Below are 21614 nucleotides of genomic sequence, written 5' to 3'. Positions count from 1 at the left end.
CCAATAGTAGCATTGAAAGATATAATAAAACAATCAATAGAACAAAGGAAAAAAGACGCTTGTGATACTTGAAACATGGCAAGTGTACTTGCAAGCGCCTGGGGCGTTAAAGAGGAAGTAGAAGCTGAAAATTCTGAAGAAGTTAGAAAAACTTTTAAAGAAATTGAAGGCAAGAATATCAACCTCGATACTGGAGAAGAAGTTGAAATTTTAAAAGGTGATGTTAGAGAGAGAAAAGGAAAACATACATTAATTTTCAGATATAAATTAAATATTTAAATAATAAATCTCAGGGCTGCCTGAGATTTATTATTGTCTATTAGACAAAATAACTTATATAAATTATAATATATTTAGAATATAAATGTTTGGAGTGAATTATATGATATGCCCTTATTGCGAATATTATGAGACTAAAGTTGTAGATTCTAGACCTACAGAAGAAGGACATGCTATAAGAAGACGTAGAGAGTGTTCTAAATGTAATAAAAGATTTACAACTTATGAAAAAATTGAAGAAATACCTATTGTAGTGATTAAAAAAGATGGAACTAGACAACCATATAATAGAAATAAAGTTTTAAATGGTATTATTAGAGCCTGTGAAAAAAGACCTGTGTCTGTTGAGCAAATGGAAAAAATAGTAAATGACATTGAGAAATCTATTAGTAATTCTATGGAAAAAGAGATATCCACTACAAAAATAGGTCAAATGATTATGGAAAAGTTAAAGGATAAAGATGAAGTAGCTTATGTACGATTTGCTTCAGTATATAGACAGTTTAAAGATATTAATACTTTTATGGATGAATTAAAAAAATTACTTGATGAAAAGTAATTTTCATTCTAATAATTTAGAAGGTAGGTAAAGAAAATGAGTTATAAAAAAATATTAGTAGTAGATGATGAAGAACATATAGTGGAGCTGCTAAAATATAATTTAGAAAATAATAGTTATAATGTTATTACTGCATTTGATGGAGAAGAAGCATACAATAAAGCAATAGAGGAAAGTCCTGATTTGATTCTCCTAGATATTATGTTACCATTGCTAGATGGAGTTGAAGTATGTAAAAAATTAAAAAAGAATAAAACATCTGAAAATATTCCTATAATTATGTTAACTGCTAAATCAGAAGAAACTGATAAAGTTTTAGGGTTAGAGATAGGAGCAGATGATTATATGACAAAACCTTTCAATATTAGAGAATTAATTGCTAGAATAAAGGCTGTATTAAGAAGAACTAACAATAGTACGGAATCTAGCAAAGATATATTGAAAGTAGATAATATTATTATTGATATAGAAAGTTATGAAGTTAAGGTAGATAATGAAATTATAGATTTAACTTTTAAAGAATTTGAACTTTTAAAATTATTATCAGAAAATAGAGGAAAAGTTTTATCAAGAAACTTTTTGCTTGATAAAATATGGGGATATGATTTTTATGGAGAAACTAGAACTGTAGATGTTCATATAAGGCATTTAAGGAAAAAATTAAATCTTAAAGAGGATGTTATTGAAACCATAAGAGGTGTAGGCTATAAAATTAAATAAGGAGATATAAATGAAAAGAAGAGTATTTATAATTTTTTCTATATTAATTTTAATTGGAGTAATAGCTACTGGATCTTTATCAATAAGTTTAGTGAGAAAAAATTATATTGATAATATAGAAAAAAGAATGATATCTAACGCAAAGCTTATTAATTCATTTTTAAAGAATAATCTTAATGATTATATTGACTTAAATGAAATATCAGAAAAATATGCACAAGAAATAGATAGCAGGATAACAATTATAGACAAAAATGGAAATGTTGTAGGAGATTCTCATGCAAATATAGAAGATCTTAAAAGTCATATAAATAGACCCGAAATAAAAAAAGCTTTAAATGGCACGATAGGTATTAGTCAAAGATATAGTAATTCTCTTAATACTGAAATGTATTATGTATCTATTCCTTTCGAACAAGAAAATTCAAATATTGCTGCTATAAGATTATCTCTTCCTTTAAAATACATTAATAAATACACAAAAAAAATATATATGAATATTATAATTTCAGCATTTACTGGTCTTTTTATAGCTATAATATTAGCCATAAGATATATTAATAAATTAACTTATCCCATAGAACAATTTACTAAAGTAACAAGAAATATTAGTAAAGGAAATTATGGTGAAAAAGTTAGGATTAATAATGATGATGAACTAGGGATATTAGCAGAAAGCTTTAATATTATGAGTATAGAATTAAGTGAAAAGATAGAAGAACTTAAAAATAGTAATACAAACTTAAGAGCAATACTCAAGAGTATGTTAAATGGTGTTATTGCATTAGATACAAATAATAATATTATGTATATAAATCCATCAGCTGAAAAAATGTTTTCTATAAAAAATGAATTGGTTAGGAATCAAAGTTTATTTGAAGTCATTCAAAATACAAAATTAAATAGTGATTTAGAAGATTTACTGTATAAAGATAATAAAGAAAGTATAGAAATTTATATTAATCATCCTTTAACTAATATTTTAAAAGTATATACAAGTCCAATAACATACCAAGATAATCCAAATAGAAAAATAGGTACACTTATAATATTGGAAGATATAACTGAGATGAGAAAACTTGAAACTATGAGAAAAGATTTTGTAGCTAATGTTAGTCACGAATTAAAAACTCCTCTCACTTCTATAAAAGGATTTATAGAAACATTAAAATCAGGAGCAGTAGAGGATGAAAATTTAAGAAATAAGTTTTTAAATATTATTGATGAAGAAACTTATAGATTAAATAATCTAATTGAAGATTTATTAATACTTACAGATATAGAAAATAGTAAGAATAAAATAAAGCATGAAATTATCAATCCTAATATATCTATAAATGAAGTTATACAATTTCTAACTGAACTAGCAGTTGAAAAGAATATTACAATTATAGATAAAGTAAATGGTAATTTACCAGATATATATGGAAATAGAGGTTGGTTTAAGCAGATGCTTATAAATTTAATTGATAATGCTATAAAATATACTAAACCAAATGGACAGATAACAATAACTGCATATAATGTAAGTGATCAATTAATTATTTCAATAAAAGATACTGGGATAGGAATAGAAAAAGAATATTTAGATAGATTATTTGAAAGGTTTTTTAGAGTTGATAAAGCACGCTCAAAAAAGATTGCTGGTACAGGTTTAGGTCTTGCTATAGTAAAGCATATTGTAATTCAATTTAATGGAGATATAAAGGTTAAAAGTGAAATGGGTAAAGGTACTGAATTTAAGATAATATTACCTATTAGAAATAAATAAGAAGGTGATAAAGTGGATCTAAATTATATAATTTTGAAAAATATTTTAGAGTATTTAGATGAAGGTATTCATGTTATAGATATTGAAGGTAAAACTATATTATATAATAAATCTATGGAAAAAATAGAAGGAATTGAGCCTGAGAATATTCTTGGAAAACAATTATTAGAGTTATTTCCTTCTTTAGATGAAAAAACTAGTACTTTACTTACCGTTATAAAAAACGGGAGGCCAATTGTAAATAGGAGTCAGACATATTTAAATTATAAAGGTAAAAAAATATCTTCTGTTAATACAACAATTCCCTTATTTAATGATAATGATTTAATAGGAGCAGTAGAAATTGGAAAAGATATAACTAAGATAAAGAAGTTATCAGAAGAATTGATTGAACTAAGAAATAAGTTATCTAACAGAGAAAAATTAAAATCTGAAGATAAAATAAAAAAATATACATTTGATCATATTATAGGTAAATCAGAATCTATTAAAAAGGCTATAAGAATAGCAAAAAAAGCATCAAACTCATCTTCTAGTGTTTTAATATATGGTGAAACTGGAACTGGAAAAGAATTATTTTCTCAGAGTATTCATTATTCTGGGATAAGAAGCAATAAACCTTTTATTGCCCAGAATTGTGCAGCACTTCCAGAACAACTTTTAGAAGGCTTATTATTTGGAACAGTAAAAGGTGGTTTTACAGGTGCAATTGATAGACCAGGGCTTTTTGAACAAGCAAATGGAGGGACTCTTCTTCTTGATGAGATCGACTCTATGGGACTGATATTACAATCTAAATTATTAAGAGTATTACAGGAAGGTTATATTAGAAGAGTTGGAGGACTTAATGATATACCCATTGATGTTAAAATTATTGCTACAACTAACCAAACACCTTTAGAATCAATAAAGAGTGGGAATTTAAGAAAAGATTTATATTTTAGATTAAATGTAATATATATTGATATCCCTCCATTAAAAAAAAGAATTGGAGACTTAAAATTATTAATAAATGAATTCATAAAAAAATTTAATTTTAAACTAGAGAAAGATGTATGGATGATATCCCGGGAAGTTATGGACTTGTTTAATAATTATAGTTGGCCTGGGAATATAAGGGAATTAGAAAATATGATTGAAGGTGCAATGAATTTTGTGGAAAATGATGAACATGTACTTCATATTGAACATTTTCCTGATTATATAAGTGATTTTAAAAATATCAGGAAGAGAGAGTCTAAAAATGATTTTGATATAGAAATAAAAAATTCTCTGCAAAAGACAATTAATGATATTGAGAAAAAAATAATAGAAAGAGAATTAACTCAAAATAATCATAATATATCTCAAACAGCAAGAAATTTAAATATTAAAAGACAAACATTACAACATAAAATAAAAAGATATAACCTAAAATAAAATGCCCATATTTTTGCATGAATCATGCAAAAATATGGGCATTTTCATGTCTTGTATATATATTCACAAATTTTATGAAATTTAAATGATTGAAATATAGCCAATAGATATAATATTTAGAAATTTCTATTTTGGCAAGATATTTGCATAAGTATATAGGTGTAAAATAATATGGAGGTGTAACAGATGGAAAAAATTAAAGTGATTATATGGGGATTTGGTGCCATGGGAAGTGGAATGGCAAAAATGTTATTAAAGAAAAAAGGTGTCGAAATAGTAGGTGTATGTGATAGAAACGAAAAGAGAGTTGGGAAAAGCATATTTGAAGTGCTAGGTGTTGAAAATAAAAATCATAATGAAGTAATAATTAATTCAGATATTGAATCAGTTATGAGTACAAAACCTGATATAGCTTTAGTTGCTACTGATTCTTTTACAGAGAAAACGTTTCCTAAATTAAAGCAATTATTAGAAAATAAAATTAATGTAATTTCCACTGCTGAAGAGATGGCATATCCTAAAGCTCAAAATCCAGAATTATCTAAAAAGCTAGATGAAATAGCTAAAGAGAATAACGTTTCTGTGTTAGGGACAGGTATTAATCCAGGATTAATAATGGATTTACTAGTAGTGTGTCTTACAGGGTGTATGACAGATGTTGAACACATTGAAGCAGAAAGAGTTAATAGTCTTTCTCCATTTGGTTCAGCTGTAATGGAGGAACAAGGAGTAGGTATAACAGTTGATGAATTTGAAAAAGGTGTTAAGGATGGAACGTTAGCAGGGCATGTAGGATTTAAAGAATCAATTAATATGATAGGCGATGCAATTGGATGGCCTGTTGAAAAATTTGAACAACAAATGAAGCCAATTGTTACTAATGTAGATAGACAATCTCCATATGGATTTGCAAAAGCTGGTAATGTTGCAGGTGTTAATATGACGGGTCAAGGCTATGTTGATGGAGAGGTAAAAATTGATATGAAGCATCCTCAACAAATAGAACCAGAAATGGAAGGAACTCATACTGGGGATTATATAAGAATTAAAGGAACGCCAGAAGTTAATATGTCTATAAAACCAGAAGTTGAAGGTGGACTTGGAACTATAGCCATGTGTGTAAATATGATTCCACATGTTATAAATGCTCCATCAGGTCTTAAGACAATGATAGATTTACCAGTTCCAAGAGCAATAATGGGAGATATAAGAGAATTAATAAGAAAGTAGGGATATGTGATGGCAAAAAAAGGTGATTGGGTAAGGATATATAATATAGTCTTAAAATCAAGTGAGAGAGCCCCACAAGTACCTGATGATACAAAAAAAGTACCACTTGAAATGTGGGACAAGGGATTTTTGATAAATGAAAATGCTGAAATAGGAGATCAAGTAGAAGTTGAAACATATATAGGAAGAAGAATAAAAGGACAATTACTAGAAATTGATCCATATTATACTCATAGTTATGGAAAGTCTGTTCCTGAATTACTCTATATTGGAAGGCAATTAAGAGGTATTTTAGAAGGTGGTGAAGATAATGAATAAAGATATGAGCTATAAATCAGTAATGGAAAGAAAAAATGAAATAATGAAAAAAGCTGTAGGGATAGATTACGAAGCTTTTGAAACTAAAGGAATACGTTTCGATTACAATGATATGATGCATAAAACTGGATATGACTTATCTGAAATTCAGAGAACACAAAAAGAAACAGGAATTGGAAATACACCACTTTTAGAATTAAAAAATATCACTAAACTTGCAAGAAAATTTGCACCTGAAGGAAAAGGGGCTAGAATATTTATAAAAGATGAAGCTTCAAATCCATCAGGTAGTTATAAAGCAAGACGAGCAGCTACTAGTGTATATCATGCTAAGAAAAATGGCTATAAAGGTGTTATAGCAGCAACAAGTGGTAATTATGGTGCAGCTGTTGCAAGTCAAGCAGCTATGCTTGGACTTAAATGTATAATAGTTCAAGAGTGTTATGATTCTAGGGGAGTAGGTCAGCCAGAGATAGTAGAAAAGGCTAGGAAATGTGAAGCATATGGAGCAGAAGTATTACAATTAACTGTAGGTCCAGAATTGTTCTATACATTCTTAAAATTGCTTGAAGAAACAGGATATTTTAATGCTTCATTATATACACCATTTGGTATAGCCGGTGTAGAAACATTAGGGTATGAAATTGCTATGCAATTTAGGGAATTAGAAGGAAGAGATCCTGATGTTGTAGTTGCAACAAATGCAGGAGGCGGAAATCTTACAGGAACAGCAAGAGGACTTATAAAAGCAGGAGCTGATAATGTTGAAATTATAGGGGCAAGTGTAAATTTAAAAGGTCTTCACATGGCTAGTGATACACAATTTAATAAAAAATCATTCACTACAGGACATACAGGATTTGGTATTCCATTTGCAACATGGCCTGATAGATCTGATGTACCTCGTTCTGCTGCAAGACCTTTAAGATATATGGATAGATATGTAACAGTTAATCAAGGAGAAGTATTCTATATTACAGAAGCATTAGCTCAAGTTGAGGGTCTTGAAAGAGGACCAGCTGGAAATACCTCTTTAGCTGCAGCATTTTCTATAGCACAAGAATTAGATGAAGATAAAATTATAGTAGTACAAGAAACTGAATATACAGGAGCAGGAAAACATATTCAGCCTCAACTATCTTTTGCAAAGGATAATGGAGTAGATATAAAAATAGGTGATCCTAAGGATGAAGTCGCAGGTGAAAATATAATCTTACCAAAGGATCCAAGCTTTATAAAAGTTGATGATTTGGACTTAGAAAAAATTAAAAAGTCTTATATCAAAAATTGCTTAAAAAATAATGAAGATATTGAAATTACAGAAAAAGATATAGAGTTTTTAGCTGAAGATACAAAGTCAAGTAAAGAATTTGTAATAAGTATGATTGAAAAATTAAAAGATAACTAATTACGGAGGTGTAGTAAATGAAAAGAGAAGATGATTTCAAACAAAGAAGAAAGCATTTAGAAAATTTATCTGAAAAAGAATTAGAAAATAAATTTTGGGAGTTAGCAGAAAAAATAATGGATCCAATAGTAGAATTAGCAGAAAAAAATACTACTCCATCAATAGAGAGATCGGTAATAATGAGAATGGGGTTTTCTAGTATAGAGTCAAAGGCAATAGTTGAAGGAGTAATGGATAGAGGTCTTATGGGAAAAGGAGCAGGAAATGTAATATATAAGCTATCAAAAGATCAGGATTTAGGTATAAGGGAAACAGGTCTTAAGTTATTAGATGGTGAATTATGGGATAGAGCAATAGAAGTATTCAACGGAGGTGAAAGTCATGAATCTTAAACCAAATGAAAGATTAGATATAAAAGAATTACTAAAAGATTTAGATAAATATAGGCCACGAAGAAGAGGATGGCAGTGGAGAAAAGGAACTGGAGAAAAAAGAAAAATAGGACAATTTGAATATTATGATACAGCAGAAAATCTAGATAAGAGTCAATCTTTACCATCTGCTCATTATTTTAATGATATAGATCCACAACCTACAAATGTAATTACTACAGAAATAGCTTCTGGTAGATTTGAAGATGATATTAGAAGAATGCGTATGGCAGCGTGGCATGGTGCAGATCACTTAATGGTAATTAGAACTGCAGGACAAAGTCATTTTGATGGCTTAATTGAAGGAACACCACAAGGTATAGGCGGAATACCAATTACTAGAAAACAAGTTAGAGCACAAAGAAAAGCTTTAGATATAATAGAAGATGAAGTTGGAAGACCAATAAACTACCATTCTTATGTAAGTGGTGTAGCAGGACCTGAAATAGCAGTTATGTTTGCAGAAGAAGGTGTAAATGGTGCCCATCAGGATCCACAATACAATGTTCTTTATAGAAATATAAATATGATTAGATCATTTGTAGATGCTGCAAATGCAAAAAAAGTAATGGCGTGGGCTGGAATAGTTCAAATAGATGGAGCTCATAATGCAAATGCTACTGCAAGAGAAGCATGGAAAGTTATGCCAGAACTAATGGTTCAACATGCATTAAATTCAATTTTTTCTGTGAAAGCAGGAATGAAAAAAGAAGATATTGCATTATCAACAGTTCCTCCAACTGCTCCACCAGCGCCAAGTATGAGGCTTGACTTACCATATGCTGTTGCGTTAAGAGAGTTATTTAGAGAATATAAGATGAGAGCTCAACAAAACACAAAATATATGGGATCTTCTACAAGAGAGGCAACTGTAACTCATACTTTAAATTTATTAATATCAAAATTAACACGTGCTGAGATACAATCTACAATTACTCCTGATGAGGGCAGAAATGTACCGTGGCACATATATAATATAGAAGGAACAGATACAGCAAAACAAGCTCTTGTAGGTATGGATGGCTTGATGGAGATGATAGAGCTTAAAAGAGATAAAGGTGAATTGGCTGATAAAGTAAGGGAATTAAAAGAAAGAGCTATATTATTTATGGAAGAAATATTAGAAGTAGGTGGATATTTTAAAGCTGTAGAAGAAGGTTTCTTTGTAGATTCTGGAGAATATCCTGAAAGAAATGGAGATGGAATTGCAAGAAAAATGGATGGAGGAATCGGAAGAGGTACTATATTTGAGAGAGATGAAGATTATATGGCACCAGTAACTGCATTCTTTGGGTATAATAATATAGAGCAGTATAATGAAGATGCAAAAGATGATCCTTCAAAATTAATTGATGGAGATACATTTAAAGATCCTGATAAAATAATCTATATAGATGAACTAGATGAAAATGATAATGTTAATTTAAGACTTGCTGAAACAGAAGAATTAAGAGAGTCATCTAAAATTAAACCAGAGATGGAATGGAAAGGTGATGGAATAGTACAAACTACTTTATTTTTACCTGTAGATGAAAGAACTGCTGAATTTGCAGCTATAGAAGTAGGGAAAAAGATGGGCTTACTTGATGTTGAAATGATTCATAAAGAAGTTATGCAACAAGCAGAAGGTACAAGAGTAGAAATAAAAGGTAGAGTGCCATTTGCTATTGATTTAGATGAATTAGTAATCCCTCCAAAGCCTCAGGTTATGACTGAAGATGAAATAAGGGAAGAAATCAACAATAACCCAATGACAATAGTTGCAGGTACAGTTGGTGAAGATGAACACTCTGTAGGACTTAGAGAAATCATTGACATAAAACATGGTGGAATAGAAAAATATGGAATAGATGTACACTATCTTGGAACTTCAGTTCCTGTAGAAAAACTTGTAGATGCAGCTATAGAATTAAATGCAGATGCAATACTTGCTTCTACAATTATTAGTCATGATGATGTTCATTATAAAAACATGAAAAATATTCATGATTTAGCAATAGAAAAAGGTATACGTGATAAATTAGTAATACTTGCAGGAGGTACACAAGTAACACCAGAAATTGCTGAAAAGAATGGAATGGATGCAGGTTTTGGTAGAGGTACTAAAGGAATTCATGTAGCTACAGCCTTAGTAAAAGAGAGAAGGAAAAAAAATGAAAATTAATGTTTTAGTTGCTGAAATAGGAAGTACTACTACAGTGATAAATGCATTTAATGGAATATTCAGCTCCCAGCCCAAATTTATTGGGCAGGGGCAAGCTGCAACAACAGTGGATGAAGGTGATGTAAATATTGGTCTTAATAATGCAATTGAAAATTTAAAAGGAAATTTAAATATAGAGACCATAGAATATGATAAATTAGTTGCAACTAGCTCAGCAGCTGGAGGACTTCGTATGACAGTTCATGGACTTGTATATGATATGACTGTAAGAGCTGCAAAAGAAGCGGCACTTGGAGCTGGAGCAAATATTCATCAAGTAACTGCTGGAAAGATTAGAAGAACAGATATAAATAAATTAAAAGAAATAAAACCTAATATAATATTAATTGCAGGCGGAGTAGATTATGGAGAACGTGATACTTCAATATATAATGCTGAAAAGATTGCAGATTTAAAATTTGATGTTCCTGTTATATATGCTGGGAACATAGAAAATCAAGAAGAAATAAAATTAATATTTGAAGATTATCCTGGTAAATTATATATTGTAGAAAATGTTTATCCGAAAATTGACAAATTAAACATTGAACCTACAAGGAAAGTAATTCAAGATGTATTTGAAGAGCATATTATTCATGCACCAGGAATGAAAAAAGTAAAAGAAATGGTAAATGGTCACATAATGCCAACACCTGGAGCAGTAATGACCGCTTCTAAACTTTTAAAAGAAGATATAGGAGATCTTATTACACTAGATGTTGGAGGAGCAACTACTGACTTGCATTCTGTTACAGAAGGTAGTGAAGAGGTAAATAGAATTTTAATTAGTCCTGAGCCTTTAGCTAAAAGAACAGTAGAAGGTGATTTAGGTGTATATGTAAATATGAAAAATATTGTAGATAGAATAGGTAAAGATACTTTATCTAACAAGCTCTCAATATCTACTGAAGAATTAGATGACTTAATTGAAAACCATAAACCTATACCTACTAAGGACTTAGAGAAAAAGTTTGTAGAAGAACTTACAAAAGAAGCAGTTATTACTTCAGTAAAAAGACATGCTGGTAAATTTAGAGCTCTATATGGTGCATCTGGCAAAAAAACTGTTGCTGAAGGTAAAGACTTAACTAATATAAAATATATTATTGGTACTGGTGGTGCTTTAACAAGACTTCCTAATAGAGTTGAAATAATGAAATCTATAGCTAAAAGTAATAAAGGGGATGATTTATTCCCAACTAGTGAGGCTTCAGTTTTGGTTGACAATAATTATATTATGGCATCTTTAGGAGTGCTATCTACTGAATATAGTGAAGCTGCACTTAAACTTTTAAAACAGAGTTTAGAAATTTAGTAGGAGGAAAATATGAATTATCCAAGTTTAATAATAGATAGTAAAAAATTAAAAGAGAATGTTGAAGTTCTTATGAAAATTTGTAAAAAATACGGCATAAATGCTGGAGGAGTTACTAAAGTTTTTTCTGGAGATATAAGGTTATCAGAGATATTTGTACAAGGTGGAGTAAGCTTTCTAGCAGATTCTAGGATAGAAAATTTAATAGGTCTTGAAAAGTTTAATTTACCAAAGATAATGTTAAGACTTCCTATGATTTCTGAAGCAAAAAAGGTTGTAAGATATGCTGATATATCTCTTAACTCTGAACTTTCAACCATAAAAGAATTATCTCGTGAAGGAGAAAAACAAAATAAGGTTCATGATATTATTTTAATGGTAGATTTAGGAGATTTAAGAGAAGGTATATTTGAAGAAACAGAGATATATGAGGTAATAACAGAGATAATTAGGTTAAAAGGAGTAAGATTAATTGGATTAGGCACTAATTTGACTTGTTATGGAGGAGTTATACCTAGGAGAGATAATCTTTGTAAATTAGCTGAAATAAAAGAAAAGATAGAAAAAGAATTTGAAGTACAGATTGAAATATTATCTGGTGGAAATTCATCTTCATTATATCTTTTAGAAACAGATGATATGCCTGATGAAATTAATCAGTTAAGATTAGGAGAATCATTAATTTTAGGAAGAGAAACTGCTTTTGGACATCAAATTACTGGAACTCATAATGATGTGTTTGAACTTGAGGCTGAAATAATTGAATTGAAAAGTAAACCTTCAATACCAATAGGTGAAATAGGTATGGATGCTTTTGGCAGAAAACCATCTTTTATAGATAAAGGTAATAGGAAAAGAGCTATATGTGCAATAGGAAAGCAAGATATAGATGTTGAAGATTTATTTCCTAAAGATGAAAATATCGCTATAATTGGTCAAAGTAGTGATCATTTAATTATAGATGTTACTGATAGTATATCAATGTATAAAACAGGTGATATAATAAAATTTGGGCTTAATTATGGTGGCATTTTAAAACTTATGACTTCTAGTTATGTATCTAAAAATATAATTTAAGATATATATTGAAAGCTATATAACTGGTGATATAATATAATATAGAATAAATTTAAAGGATATAAGAAATTTCTTATATCCTTAATTTTTTTGGAAAGGTGATAAAGTGAAACCATTAGCAGATATTATAAGACCTAAAAAAATAGAAGAAGTTATAGGTCAAACTCATATATTAGGAAATAATAAGTTACTAAAGAATATAATTCAATCAAAACATATACCAAATATGATTTTTTATGGTCCTCCTGGAACTGGAAAAACCACTGTTGCAAATATCATAGCAGAATCTACAAATAAAAAATTATATAAATTAAATGCTACTAATGCATCTGTAAAAGATATTAAAATGATAACAGAGGAAATAGATACTTTTCTAGCAAATAAAGGAATTTTACTATATTTAGATGAAATTCAGAACTTTAATAAAAAGCAGCAACAATCCTTACTTAAATTTATAGAAAGTGGAGAAATTACTCTTATATCTAGCACTACAGAAAATCCGTATTTTACAATATTTAATGCAATTATAAGTAGATCTACAGTATTTGAATTTAAGAAATTAAATAATGATGAAATTGTAGAAGGTTTAAAAAGAGGTATAGTTATTTCAGAAGAGAAAATAGTGAAAAAAAATATAAAATACGATGAGAAGGCTCTATATTATATTGCAAATATGTCAAATGGAGATTTAAGAAGAGGATTAAATGATTTAGAATCAGCAATATATTATTGTTTAAATAAAAAAGAAATTTATATTAATTTAGATGTTGCTAAAGAATGTACTCAAACTTCTGGTTTTAATTATGATAAATTTGGAGATAATCATTATGATACCCTTAGTGCCTTTCAAAAATCAATTAGAGGTAGTGATGCTGATGCAGCAATTCATTATTTGGCTCGCCTTATAAAGGCTGGTGATTTAATATCTATATGTAGAAGGTTACTAGTTATTGCATCAGAAGATATAGGATTAGCTTATCCAAATGCAATCACTATTACAAATAGTTGTGTAGAAGCTGCATATAAATTAGGATTACCTGAAGCTAGAATACCATTATCTCAAGCAACCATATTATTATCAAATTCTCCTAAATCAAATTCAGCATATATTTCTATAGATAAAGCATTAGAAGATTTAGATAAAGGTAATATTGGTGAAATTCCAAAACATTTAAAAGATAGTCATTATAAAGGTGCGAAAAGCATGGAGAGAGGATTACAGTATAAATATCCTCATAATTATAAAAATCATTATGTTAGTCAAGAATATTTACCTGATGATTTAAAAGGAAGAAAATATTATAAAGCTGCAGATAATAAATTAGAAAATAAATATAGTGAATATCAAAATAAAATTAGAAAAAATACTTGATAAAAGCTTTTAAATAATATACAATGTAAGCATAAGCTTATAATATAAACTTAAGTTGGTGATGAAATGACAGGTAGAGAACGAGAAATTTTAAAACTTATAAGTGAAAATCCTCTTATAAGCCAAAAGGAACTTGCAGATATATTAAATATAAAACGTTCTTCTGTAGCGGTTCATATTGGTAATTTGATAAAGAAAGGTATAATAAAAGGTAAGGGTTATATACTCAATAATCAAGAAATAATAGTAATTGGTGGAAGCAATATAGATATACAAGGATTTAGTAATGAGAAGCTAATTAGAAATGACTCAAATCCAGGTAAAATTGAGCTTTCTGTTGGTGGGGTTGCAAGAAATATTGCTGAAAATTTATCTTTATTAAAAGAAAATGTTAATCTAATTTCTGCAATTGGTGATGATATTTATGGAAAAAAAGTATTAAATGAACTTAAATTCTCAAATATAGTTACAGATAATATGTTAATTTCTAAAAAACATTCTACATCTACGTATTTATCAATATTAGACAATGATGGAGATATGGATGTTGCAATATCAGCAATGGATATTTTTAATGAAATAACATCTGAATTTTTAAGGGAAAAATCTGGAATCATAAACATGTCTAAATGTATAGTATTGGATACAAATTTAACTAAAGAGACTATAGATTATATTACAAATAATTATAGCCATAAAGATATATTTATAGATACAGTGTCTACTACTAAAGCATTAAAAATAAAAGATATCATAGGTAAGTTTCATACAATTAAACCTAATAAATATGAAGCTGAAATTCTTAGTGGAATAAAAATAAAAAGCAAAAATGACTTGGAAAAGGTAGCAAATTACTTCTTAAATAAGGGTGTAAAAAATATTATTATTACACTTGGTAAAGAAGGAGTATTTTATAAAAATGAAAATACATCTGGTCATATCAAAAGTCCAGAAATAGATATAATTAATGCTACTGGAGCTGGAGATTCTTTTATGGCATCACTTATATATGGATATTTAAACGATTTTTCTTTAGAAGAAAGAGTAATATTTTCAATTGGTGCATCAATTATTACAATGAAAAGCTATAATACTGTAAGTAGAGATATGTCTATAAATAATATAAAAAATATAATAGAGGAGATGAATATATGTTAAAAGAATATATTGAAATAAAAGATGAGGTTAAAAAGGCTTTAGATGAAAATAAACCAGTAGTTTCACTTGAATCAACTATAATTTCCCATGGAATGCCATACCCTCAAAATGTTGAAACGGCAAGAAAAGTTGAAAAACTTGTTAGAGAAAATGGAAGTATTCCAGCTACAATTGCAATATTAGATGGGAAAATTAAAGTCGGATTAAATGATGATGAATTGGAATATTTAGGGAAAGCAAAAGATGTTGTTAAGACTAGTAGAAGAGATTTACCTTTTATATTATCTAAGAAATTAAACGGAGCAACTACTGTGGCATCTACTATGATAATCAGTGAAATGGTAGGAATTAAAGTATTTGCAACTGGTGGAATAGGAGGAGTTCATAGAAATGCGCAGGAAACATTTGATATATCTGCTGATTTAATGGAGCTTGCAAATACAAATGTAGCTGTAGTATGTGCTGGTGCAAAATCTATTCTTGATATAGGATTAACTTTAGAATATTTAGAAACTCATGGTGTACCAGTAGTTGGATTTGGAACTGATGAATTTCCAGCATTTTATACTAGAAAAAGTGGATTTGGAGTAGATTATAAAGTAGAAAATACAAAAGAGTTAGCAGAAGCTATAAATATGAAATGGAAATTGAATTTAAATGGTGGTATTGTAATAGGTAATCCAATTCCAACAGAATATGAAATGGATAGTGATATGATAAATAATGTTATAGAAAATTCAGTAAAAGAAGCAGAAGAAAATAATATCAAAGGAAAAGAAGCTACTCCATATTTATTATCTAAAATAAAAGATGTAACTAAAGGGAAAAGTTTAGAAGCAAATATTAAATTAGTATATAACAATGCTATTGTAGGATCAAAACTGGCATATGATTTATTAAATTCTAAATAAGCAATAAAAAGCCTCTGCAGAGGCTTTTTTTATATTACTCCTTGAGAAAGCATTGCTTCAGCTACTTTTATAAAACCAGCGATATTTGCTCCTGCTATATAGTTAGTTTTTGAACTATATTTCATAGCAGATTTACTAGTAAGTTCAAAAATATTTTCCATAATTTCTTTTAATTTTTCATCTACTTCTTCAAATGACCAAGATAATCTAATACTATTTTGACTCATTTCAAGTGCTGAAGTTGAAACTCCTCCAGCATTTGCAGCTTTAGCTGGTGCAACTAATATATTGTTTTTTAAAAATAGTTCGAGAGCTTGATTTGTACAAGGCATATTAGCACCTTCACCTATAAACTTAACTTGATTTTCAATTAATTTTTCAGCTTCTTCTATACCTATATCATTTTGAGTTGCACAAGGTAAAGCTAAATCACATTTCACATTCCAAATATCTCTCTGATTTCCATAGTATTCAGCATTAGGATTATAATTTGTATATTCACTTATTCTTTGTCTTTTAATTTCTTTTATTGTTTTAATTGTATCTATATTTATACCTTTTTCATCATATATATATCCTTTTGAATCACACATAGCAATTACTTTAGCTCCCAATTGTTGAGCTTTTTCACAAGCATAAATTGCAACATTACCTGCTCCTGAAATTATAACTTTTTTACCTTCTAATGAATGACCATTTTGTTCTAACATTTTTTTAACAAAATATATAAGTCCGTAACCAGTTGCTTCTTTTCTTACTAAGGAACCACCATATGTAAGTCCTTTTCCAGTAAATACACCTGCTTCGTAACCATTTTTTAATTTTTTATACTGACCAAATAAATATCCTATTTCTCTTTTTCCTACTCCAATGTCTCCTGCTGGTACATCTATATCAGCTCCAATGTGTCTAAAGAGTTCATTCATAAAAGATTGACAAAATCGCATTATTTCTCCATCAGATTTGCCCTTAGGATCAAAGTCAGCACCACCTTTTCCTCCTCCTATGGGTAAACCAGAAAGAGAGTTTTTAAATATTTGTTCAAATCCTAAGAATTTAACTATTCCTGAATAAACTGAAGGGTGAAATCTTATTCCACCTTTATATGGACCTATGGCACTATTAAATTGTATCCTAAACCCTCTATTTACTCTTACTTTGCCGTTATCATCTACCCATGGCACCCTAAAAATTATTTGTCTTTCGGGCTCTACTAATCTTTCTAATATTCCTGTATTTCTATACCTTTCATTTTTTTCAAGTACAGGAGTAATTGAATTTAATACTTCTTCTACTGCTTGATAGAATTCAGGTTCATTAGGATTTCTTTTTTTTACATCACTTAGAACATTTTTTATAATCTCCATTTTATCAACTCCTTTTATATCTTATACCCTTATATATGTTAAAATATAAAAATATATTAATAAGCTTATAAAATTGTTTTTTATAGTGAAATTTGATATAATTTTATTGCTATAATATGACAAAATAACTAAAGATTCGATACAAAAACTTTATAAAGCTGTATTTCCTGGGGAATACAGCTTGGGGAGAAGTGAATTCAATGGGATTTCTTAAGGAATTAATAAATAGTAAAATAATTAGGAAAAGACTGATAATAATAATAGTACTTTTAATTTTTATACCATTAATTTTAAATATGATATTTCTATACCATCAAAATGTAGAATTATTGAAAGAAGAAAGAGTTAGAGCATTAGAACAAACATTATATAAATCGTCTCAAACTATAAGTTATGAATTTAAATCTTTGCAAGATACAATACATGAAATAGCAAATAACAATTCTTCTAATGCATCTTTATACAGGTATAATAGTTTAGAAGAGAAATATAAAGTTAGATTAGATGCTTATTTACATAATATTTTAGTTGAGTCTAAAAATAAAAATAAAAATATTGAATCTTTATTTTTTTTAAGTAATTCAGGAGAAATATTTTCAAGTGAAGACGAAAAAATAGAAATTGATAAATTCTTAGATAAGGATATACTAGAAGATTTTTCTAAAAATAATAATCAGCAAAAATGGATGTATAATAAAAAAAATGATTTGATTGTTATAAATAAATTGTCATATGTTTTACCAGAAGCAATTATTGAAAAAAATGGATTACAGGGAAGAAATAAAGTTACTCAAACTGGGTTATTGTTAGGAATTATTAAAACTGATCAAATACGTTCATTATATAATGATATTCCAATGATAGATTTGAAGGATATAGTTATATATGATAATAATGAAAAGATTGCATATAATAGGAAAGTTGATTATAAATTTACTAAAGAAATAGATAGTATAGTATCTTCATCTTCAAATATAAAAACAAAGGAATTTAATTTTGATAATGAAAAATTATTACTAGGTGCTTCAAAAATTGAAGGTACTAATGGATTGTATTTAACAATAATTCAATCATTAGCTCCTATATCAAAAAAATCGAAAATATTTTTAATAGATAATTTTATATTATTAATATTTGCAGGTTTATTATTGGCTTTATGGATAATTAGTGAATTATTGTTTTTTTCTAAACTAATATCTGATAAAGAGATTACTAATTATAAATTAAATATTGCAGAAGATACAAACACTAAACTTAGAATGTACAAACATGATTTTTTTAATCAACTCCAGATAATACAAGGACTAGTAGAGATGAAAGAAAATAATAAAGCAAAACAATATATAAAGGGTATAGTAAAAGAAGGTACTTTAATAACTAAAGAATATAAAATTGGGATACCTGAAATTGAAGCTGTAATTTATTCTGCTGTGAATAAAGCAAAGAAAAATAATATTGATGTAGATATCGATGTAGAAAAATTACCTGATAATATAAATATAGATATATATGATTTATCAAAAATATTGACAAATTTATTGAAGAACTCTATAGAAGCATTAAAAAATACTGATGAAACTTATAAATTATTAAAGATTGAAATTAAAGAACAACTAGGTAATTATATTTTTTGTATATATAATAATAAGCCTTTGATACAAGAAAGTATAAAAGATAAAATTTTTGATAAAAATTATTCTACAAATGCAAAAAAAGGAAGAGGTTTAGGATTATATATAGTAAAAAAACTTGTTGAAAAAAATAATGGTAATGTAGAATTAATGATTAAAGATGGAAATTATTTTATTGTGAAATTTCCTATTGAATAGATTATTCGATATAATATTGACAATGATATTAGGTTATATTATACTATTACTATAATACCAACCTATATAGTAGGAATTGAAAGGGTGATAATATGAAATTATCCACAAAAGGTAGATATGGCTTAAAAGCAATGTTTGAATTAGCTTTACATTTTGGAAAAGGACCTCTTCCTCTTAAGGATATTGCAGAAAAACAAAATATATCTGAACACTATTTGGAGCAACTAATTGCAACATTAAAAAAAGATAGCTTAGTAAATAGTGTACGTGGAGCCCAAGGGGGGTATCTATTAGCAAAAGAACCAAAAAATATAACTGTTGGAGATATAATAAGGTCACTAGAAGGAAGTATTGCGCCTTCAGACTGTGTAATAGAAGGTGAAGCTGTAGATTGTCCCAAAGGAGAATATTGTGTAACTAGAGGAGTATGGATGAAAATTAGAGATAGCATTAATGATGTAATAGACTCTTTAACACTTCAAGACATGGTAGATGAACAAAAAAATATAGATGGTAACTATATGTATTATATCTAATTATGAATTTTATGATAAATGAGGAGATGATGAATTGAATAGAGAAGTATATATGGATAACGCTGCTACTACTCCTGTAAAAAAAGAAGTTTTAGATAGCATGATACCTTATTTTAAAGAATTTTATGGAAATCCTTCAAGTATATACAAAAAAGGTAGAGAAGCAAAAAAAGCATTAGATGAATCTAGAGAAAAAGTTGCAAAAATATTGGGTGCGAGTTCTAGAGAAATATATTTTACTAGTGGTGGTTCTGAATCAGATAATTGGGCAATAAAAGGGGTAGCATTCGGAAATAAAGATAAAGGAAATCATATTATTACTACTAAAATAGAGCATCATGCTGTTCTTCATACATGTGAATATTTAGAAAGAAATGGATTTGATGTTACTTATTTAGATGTAGATGAATATGGTATGATTAATTTAGAAGATTTAAAAAATGCAATAACAGATAAGACTATATTGATAAGTGTAATATATGCCAATAATGAAGTGGGTACAATTCAACCAATATCAGAAATTGGTAAAATAGCAAAGCAAAACAATATATATTTTCACACAGATGCAGTTCAAGCAATAGGAAATATAGAAATTGATGTAGAGGATTTAAATATAGATTTATTATCTTTATCAGCACATAAACTTTATGGTCCAAAAGGTGTAGGAGCATTATATATAAGAAAGAGTGTGAAACTTCATCCATATATACATGGAGGAGCTCAAGAAAGAAATAGAAGAGCAGGTACTGAAAGTATACCAAATATTGTAGGACTTACAAAAGCATTAGAAATTGCATATGAAAATTTAGAATCTCATAATGAAAAACTAATATTATTAAGAGATAAATTAATAAAAAATATAATGGATAATATAAGTCATGTGAAATTAAATGGTCATCCTGAAAAAAGGCTACCTGGTAATGTAAATGTATCTTTAAAATTCATTGAGGGCGAAGCATTACTTTTGAGTTTGGATATGGTAGGAATTGCAGCATCTAGTGGCTCTGCATGTACTTCTGGCTCTCTTGATCCTTCACATGTGCTTCTTGCTATGGGTTTACCACATGAAATAGCGCATGGGTCATTAAGACTTTCATTAGGGGATTTTAATGAAGAAGATGAAATAGATTATGTTGTAGAAAATCTTAAAAAAATAGTAGATAGATTAAGAGCTATGTCACCGTTATATGATAAATTAGAGGAGGACAAATAATGTATTCAGAAAAGGTTATGGACCATTTTACTAATCCTAGGAATGTAGGAGAGATTAAAGATGCAGATGGTATAGGTGAAGTAGGAAATGCTAAATGTGGAGATATTATGAGAATGTATCTTAAAATAGATGATGATAAAATAATTGATATAAAATTTAAAACTTTTGGATGTGGTTCTGCAATAGCATCATCAAGTATGGCAACAGAACTTATAAAAGGTAAAACAATAGAAGATGCTTTGAAAATAACTAATAAAGCGGTTGCTGAGGCTTTAGATGGACTACCTCCAGTAAAAATGCATTGTTCAGTACTTGCTGAAGAAGCTATAAAAGCTGCTTTAAAAGATTATTCTGAAAAAAGTGGCGTAGAAATAGAAGCATTAAAGGATTTTGAACCAAAAGAAGATCATCATTAAGCTACTGTTATCAGTAGCTTTTTTTATAAAATAAAATAATAAAAAAAGGTTTTAAAAGGAATAATAAGTATATAAATAATAA

20 protein-coding genes are annotated in these 21614 nt (G+C 28.3%); 19 read left to right on the top strand and 1 reads right to left on the bottom strand.

All coding sequences use genetic code 11. The annotated features are described in order from the left end of the window. Positions 1-75 precede the first annotated feature (75 nt). From D3Z33_RS07845 to D3Z33_RS07775, 15 genes are all read left to right on the top strand, one after another. Positions 76-279 (top strand): hypothetical protein, encoded by a 204-nt coding sequence (locus D3Z33_RS07845; RefSeq protein ID WP_130807226.1) that lies wholly within the window; start codon positions 76-78, stop codon positions 277-279. Between the two features lie 103 nt (positions 280-382). After that, positions 383-838 (top strand): transcriptional regulator NrdR, encoded by a 456-nt coding sequence (gene nrdR / locus D3Z33_RS07840; protein ID WP_130807225.1) that lies wholly within the window; start codon positions 383-385, stop codon positions 836-838. A gap of 36 nt (positions 839-874) precedes the next feature. Beyond that, the gene (locus D3Z33_RS07835) at positions 875-1558 is read left to right on the top strand and encodes a response regulator (protein WP_160197217.1); all 684 of its coding nucleotides are present in this window, start codon (positions 875-877) and stop codon (positions 1556-1558) included. Between the two features lie 10 nt (positions 1559-1568). After that, on the top strand, positions 1569-3329 hold the full coding sequence (pnpS, locus tag D3Z33_RS07830) for a two-component system histidine kinase PnpS (RefSeq protein WP_160197216.1): 1761 nt from the start codon (positions 1569-1571) through the stop codon (positions 3327-3329). A 12-nt stretch (positions 3330-3341) separates the two neighbouring features. Continuing rightward, the gene (locus D3Z33_RS07825) at positions 3342-4748 is read left to right on the top strand and encodes a sigma 54-interacting transcriptional regulator (protein WP_160197215.1); all 1407 of its coding nucleotides are present in this window, start codon (positions 3342-3344) and stop codon (positions 4746-4748) included. A gap of 186 nt (positions 4749-4934) precedes the next feature. Further along, complete coding sequence (gene ord / locus D3Z33_RS07820; RefSeq protein WP_160197214.1) at positions 4935-5978, top strand: 2,4-diaminopentanoate dehydrogenase; 1044 nt, start codon at positions 4935-4937, stop codon at positions 5976-5978. 9 nt (positions 5979-5987) lie between these two features. Continuing rightward, positions 5988-6296: a 2-amino-4-oxopentanoate thiolase subunit OrtA gene (ortA, locus tag D3Z33_RS07815; protein ID WP_160197213.1), complete on the top strand. Its 309-nt coding sequence runs from the start codon at positions 5988-5990 to the stop codon at positions 6294-6296. Then, positions 6289-7704, top strand: a complete 1416-nt coding sequence (ortB, locus tag D3Z33_RS07810) for a 2-amino-4-oxopentanoate thiolase subunit OrtB (RefSeq protein ID WP_160197212.1) — start codon at positions 6289-6291, stop codon at positions 7702-7704. The genes ortA and ortB overlap by 8 nt, the downstream gene beginning before the upstream one ends. A 17-nt stretch (positions 7705-7721) precedes the next feature. Continuing rightward, the gene (locus D3Z33_RS07805) at positions 7722-8096 is read left to right on the top strand and encodes an ornithine aminomutase subunit alpha (RefSeq protein WP_160197211.1); all 375 of its coding nucleotides are present in this window, start codon (positions 7722-7724) and stop codon (positions 8094-8096) included. Further along, entirely contained in the window at positions 8086-10299 is a 2214-nt protein-coding gene (oraE, locus tag D3Z33_RS07800; RefSeq protein ID WP_160197210.1) for a D-ornithine 4,5-aminomutase subunit OraE, read from the top strand. The genes D3Z33_RS07805 and oraE overlap by 11 nt, the downstream gene beginning before the upstream one ends. Further along, positions 10289-11653, top strand: a complete 1365-nt coding sequence (locus D3Z33_RS07795; protein ID WP_160197209.1) for a GlmL-related ornithine degradation protein — start codon at positions 10289-10291, stop codon at positions 11651-11653. Before oraE ends, D3Z33_RS07795 begins: the two co-directional genes overlap by 11 nt. Before the next feature lie 12 nt (positions 11654-11665). Beyond that, positions 11666-12730 carry an ornithine racemase Orr gene (gene orr / locus D3Z33_RS07790; RefSeq protein ID WP_160197208.1) on the top strand — a complete coding sequence of 355 codons (1065 nt, stop codon included), beginning with the start codon at positions 11666-11668 and terminating at the stop codon, positions 12728-12730. 106 nt (positions 12731-12836) lie between these two features. Beyond that, positions 12837-14102: an AAA family ATPase gene (locus tag D3Z33_RS07785; protein WP_160197207.1), complete on the top strand. Its 1266-nt coding sequence runs from the start codon at positions 12837-12839 to the stop codon at positions 14100-14102. Between the two features lie 66 nt (positions 14103-14168). Then, positions 14169-15260, top strand: a complete 1092-nt coding sequence (locus tag D3Z33_RS07780) for a PfkB family carbohydrate kinase (RefSeq protein WP_160197206.1) — start codon at positions 14169-14171, stop codon at positions 15258-15260. Continuing rightward, positions 15254-16171 carry a pseudouridine-5'-phosphate glycosidase gene (locus D3Z33_RS07775; RefSeq protein ID WP_160197205.1) on the top strand — a complete coding sequence of 306 codons (918 nt, stop codon included), beginning with the start codon at positions 15254-15256 and terminating at the stop codon, positions 16169-16171. The genes D3Z33_RS07780 and D3Z33_RS07775 overlap by 7 nt, the downstream gene beginning before the upstream one ends. Before the next feature lie 29 nt (positions 16172-16200). Here the strand turns inward: D3Z33_RS07775 and gdhA are convergent, their stop codons facing one another. Beyond that, a complete protein-coding gene (gene gdhA, locus D3Z33_RS07770) occupies positions 16201-17538 on the bottom strand; it encodes an NADP-specific glutamate dehydrogenase (protein WP_160197204.1) in 1338 nt (445 codons plus the stop codon). Between the two features lie 200 nt (positions 17539-17738). Here gdhA and D3Z33_RS07765 point away from each other — a divergent pair, with 200 nt between their 5' ends. The 4 genes from D3Z33_RS07765 to nifU all read left to right on the top strand — a co-directional run bounded on the left by D3Z33_RS07765 (position 17739) and on the right by nifU (position 21532). Beyond that, the gene (locus D3Z33_RS07765; protein ID WP_160197203.1) at positions 17739-19367 is read left to right on the top strand and encodes a sensor histidine kinase; all 1629 of its coding nucleotides are present in this window, start codon (positions 17739-17741) and stop codon (positions 19365-19367) included. 92 nt (positions 19368-19459) lie between these two features. Continuing rightward, entirely contained in the window at positions 19460-19903 is a 444-nt protein-coding gene (locus tag D3Z33_RS07760; RefSeq protein WP_160197202.1) for an RrF2 family transcriptional regulator, read from the top strand. Between the two features lie 52 nt (positions 19904-19955). Next, positions 19956-21116 (top strand): cysteine desulfurase NifS, encoded by a 1161-nt coding sequence (nifS, locus tag D3Z33_RS07755; RefSeq protein ID WP_160197296.1) that lies wholly within the window; start codon positions 19956-19958, stop codon positions 21114-21116. Beyond that, entirely contained in the window at positions 21113-21532 is a 420-nt protein-coding gene (nifU, locus tag D3Z33_RS07750) for a Fe-S cluster assembly scaffold protein NifU (RefSeq protein ID WP_160197295.1), read from the top strand. The genes nifS and nifU overlap by 4 nt, the downstream gene beginning before the upstream one ends. Positions 21533-21614 lie beyond the last annotated feature (82 nt).

Source organism: Senegalia massiliensis (assembly GCF_009911265.1).
GTDB classification, from domain to species: Bacteria; Bacillota; Clostridia; order Tissierellales; family SIT17; genus Anaeromonas; species Anaeromonas massiliensis_A.
Note: the sequence above shows the minus strand (reverse complement) of the source record. Positions and strands in the feature narration are given on the sequence as shown.

What these genes read in the sequence shown, in the direction of transcription:
- D3Z33_RS07845 (WP_130807226.1), top strand. Translation starts at nt 76, where the DNA reads ATGGCAAGTGTACTTGCAAGCGCCTGGGGCGTTAAAGAGGAAGTAGAA.
- nrdR (WP_130807225.1), top strand. Translation starts at nt 383, where the DNA reads ATGATATGCCCTTATTGCGAATATTATGAGACTAAAGTTGTAGATTCT.
- D3Z33_RS07835 (WP_160197217.1), top strand. Translation starts at nt 875, where the DNA reads ATGAGTTATAAAAAAATATTAGTAGTAGATGATGAAGAACATATAGTG.
- pnpS (WP_160197216.1), top strand. Translation starts at nt 1,569, where the DNA reads ATGAAAAGAAGAGTATTTATAATTTTTTCTATATTAATTTTAATTGGA.
- ord (WP_160197214.1), top strand. Translation starts at nt 4,935, where the DNA reads ATGGAAAAAATTAAAGTGATTATATGGGGATTTGGTGCCATGGGAAGT.
- ortA (WP_160197213.1), top strand. Translation starts at nt 5,988, where the DNA reads ATGGCAAAAAAAGGTGATTGGGTAAGGATATATAATATAGTCTTAAAA.
- ortB (WP_160197212.1), top strand. Translation starts at nt 6,289, where the DNA reads ATGAATAAAGATATGAGCTATAAATCAGTAATGGAAAGAAAAAATGAA.
- D3Z33_RS07805 (WP_160197211.1), top strand. Translation starts at nt 7,722, where the DNA reads ATGAAAAGAGAAGATGATTTCAAACAAAGAAGAAAGCATTTAGAAAAT.
- oraE (WP_160197210.1), top strand. Translation starts at nt 8,086, where the DNA reads ATGAATCTTAAACCAAATGAAAGATTAGATATAAAAGAATTACTAAAA.
- D3Z33_RS07795 (WP_160197209.1), top strand. Translation starts at nt 10,289, where the DNA reads ATGAAAATTAATGTTTTAGTTGCTGAAATAGGAAGTACTACTACAGTG.
- orr (WP_160197208.1), top strand. Translation starts at nt 11,666, where the DNA reads ATGAATTATCCAAGTTTAATAATAGATAGTAAAAAATTAAAAGAGAAT.
- D3Z33_RS07780 (WP_160197206.1), top strand. Translation starts at nt 14,169, where the DNA reads ATGACAGGTAGAGAACGAGAAATTTTAAAACTTATAAGTGAAAATCCT.
- D3Z33_RS07775 (WP_160197205.1), top strand. Translation starts at nt 15,254, where the DNA reads ATGTTAAAAGAATATATTGAAATAAAAGATGAGGTTAAAAAGGCTTTA.
- gdhA (WP_160197204.1), bottom strand. Translation starts at nt 17,538, where the DNA reads ATGGAGATTATAAAAAATGTTCTAAGTGATGTAAAAAAAAGAAATCCT.
- D3Z33_RS07765 (WP_160197203.1), top strand. Translation starts at nt 17,739, where the DNA reads ATGGGATTTCTTAAGGAATTAATAAATAGTAAAATAATTAGGAAAAGA.
- D3Z33_RS07760 (WP_160197202.1), top strand. Translation starts at nt 19,460, where the DNA reads ATGAAATTATCCACAAAAGGTAGATATGGCTTAAAAGCAATGTTTGAA.
- nifS (WP_160197296.1), top strand. Translation starts at nt 19,956, where the DNA reads ATGGATAACGCTGCTACTACTCCTGTAAAAAAAGAAGTTTTAGATAGC.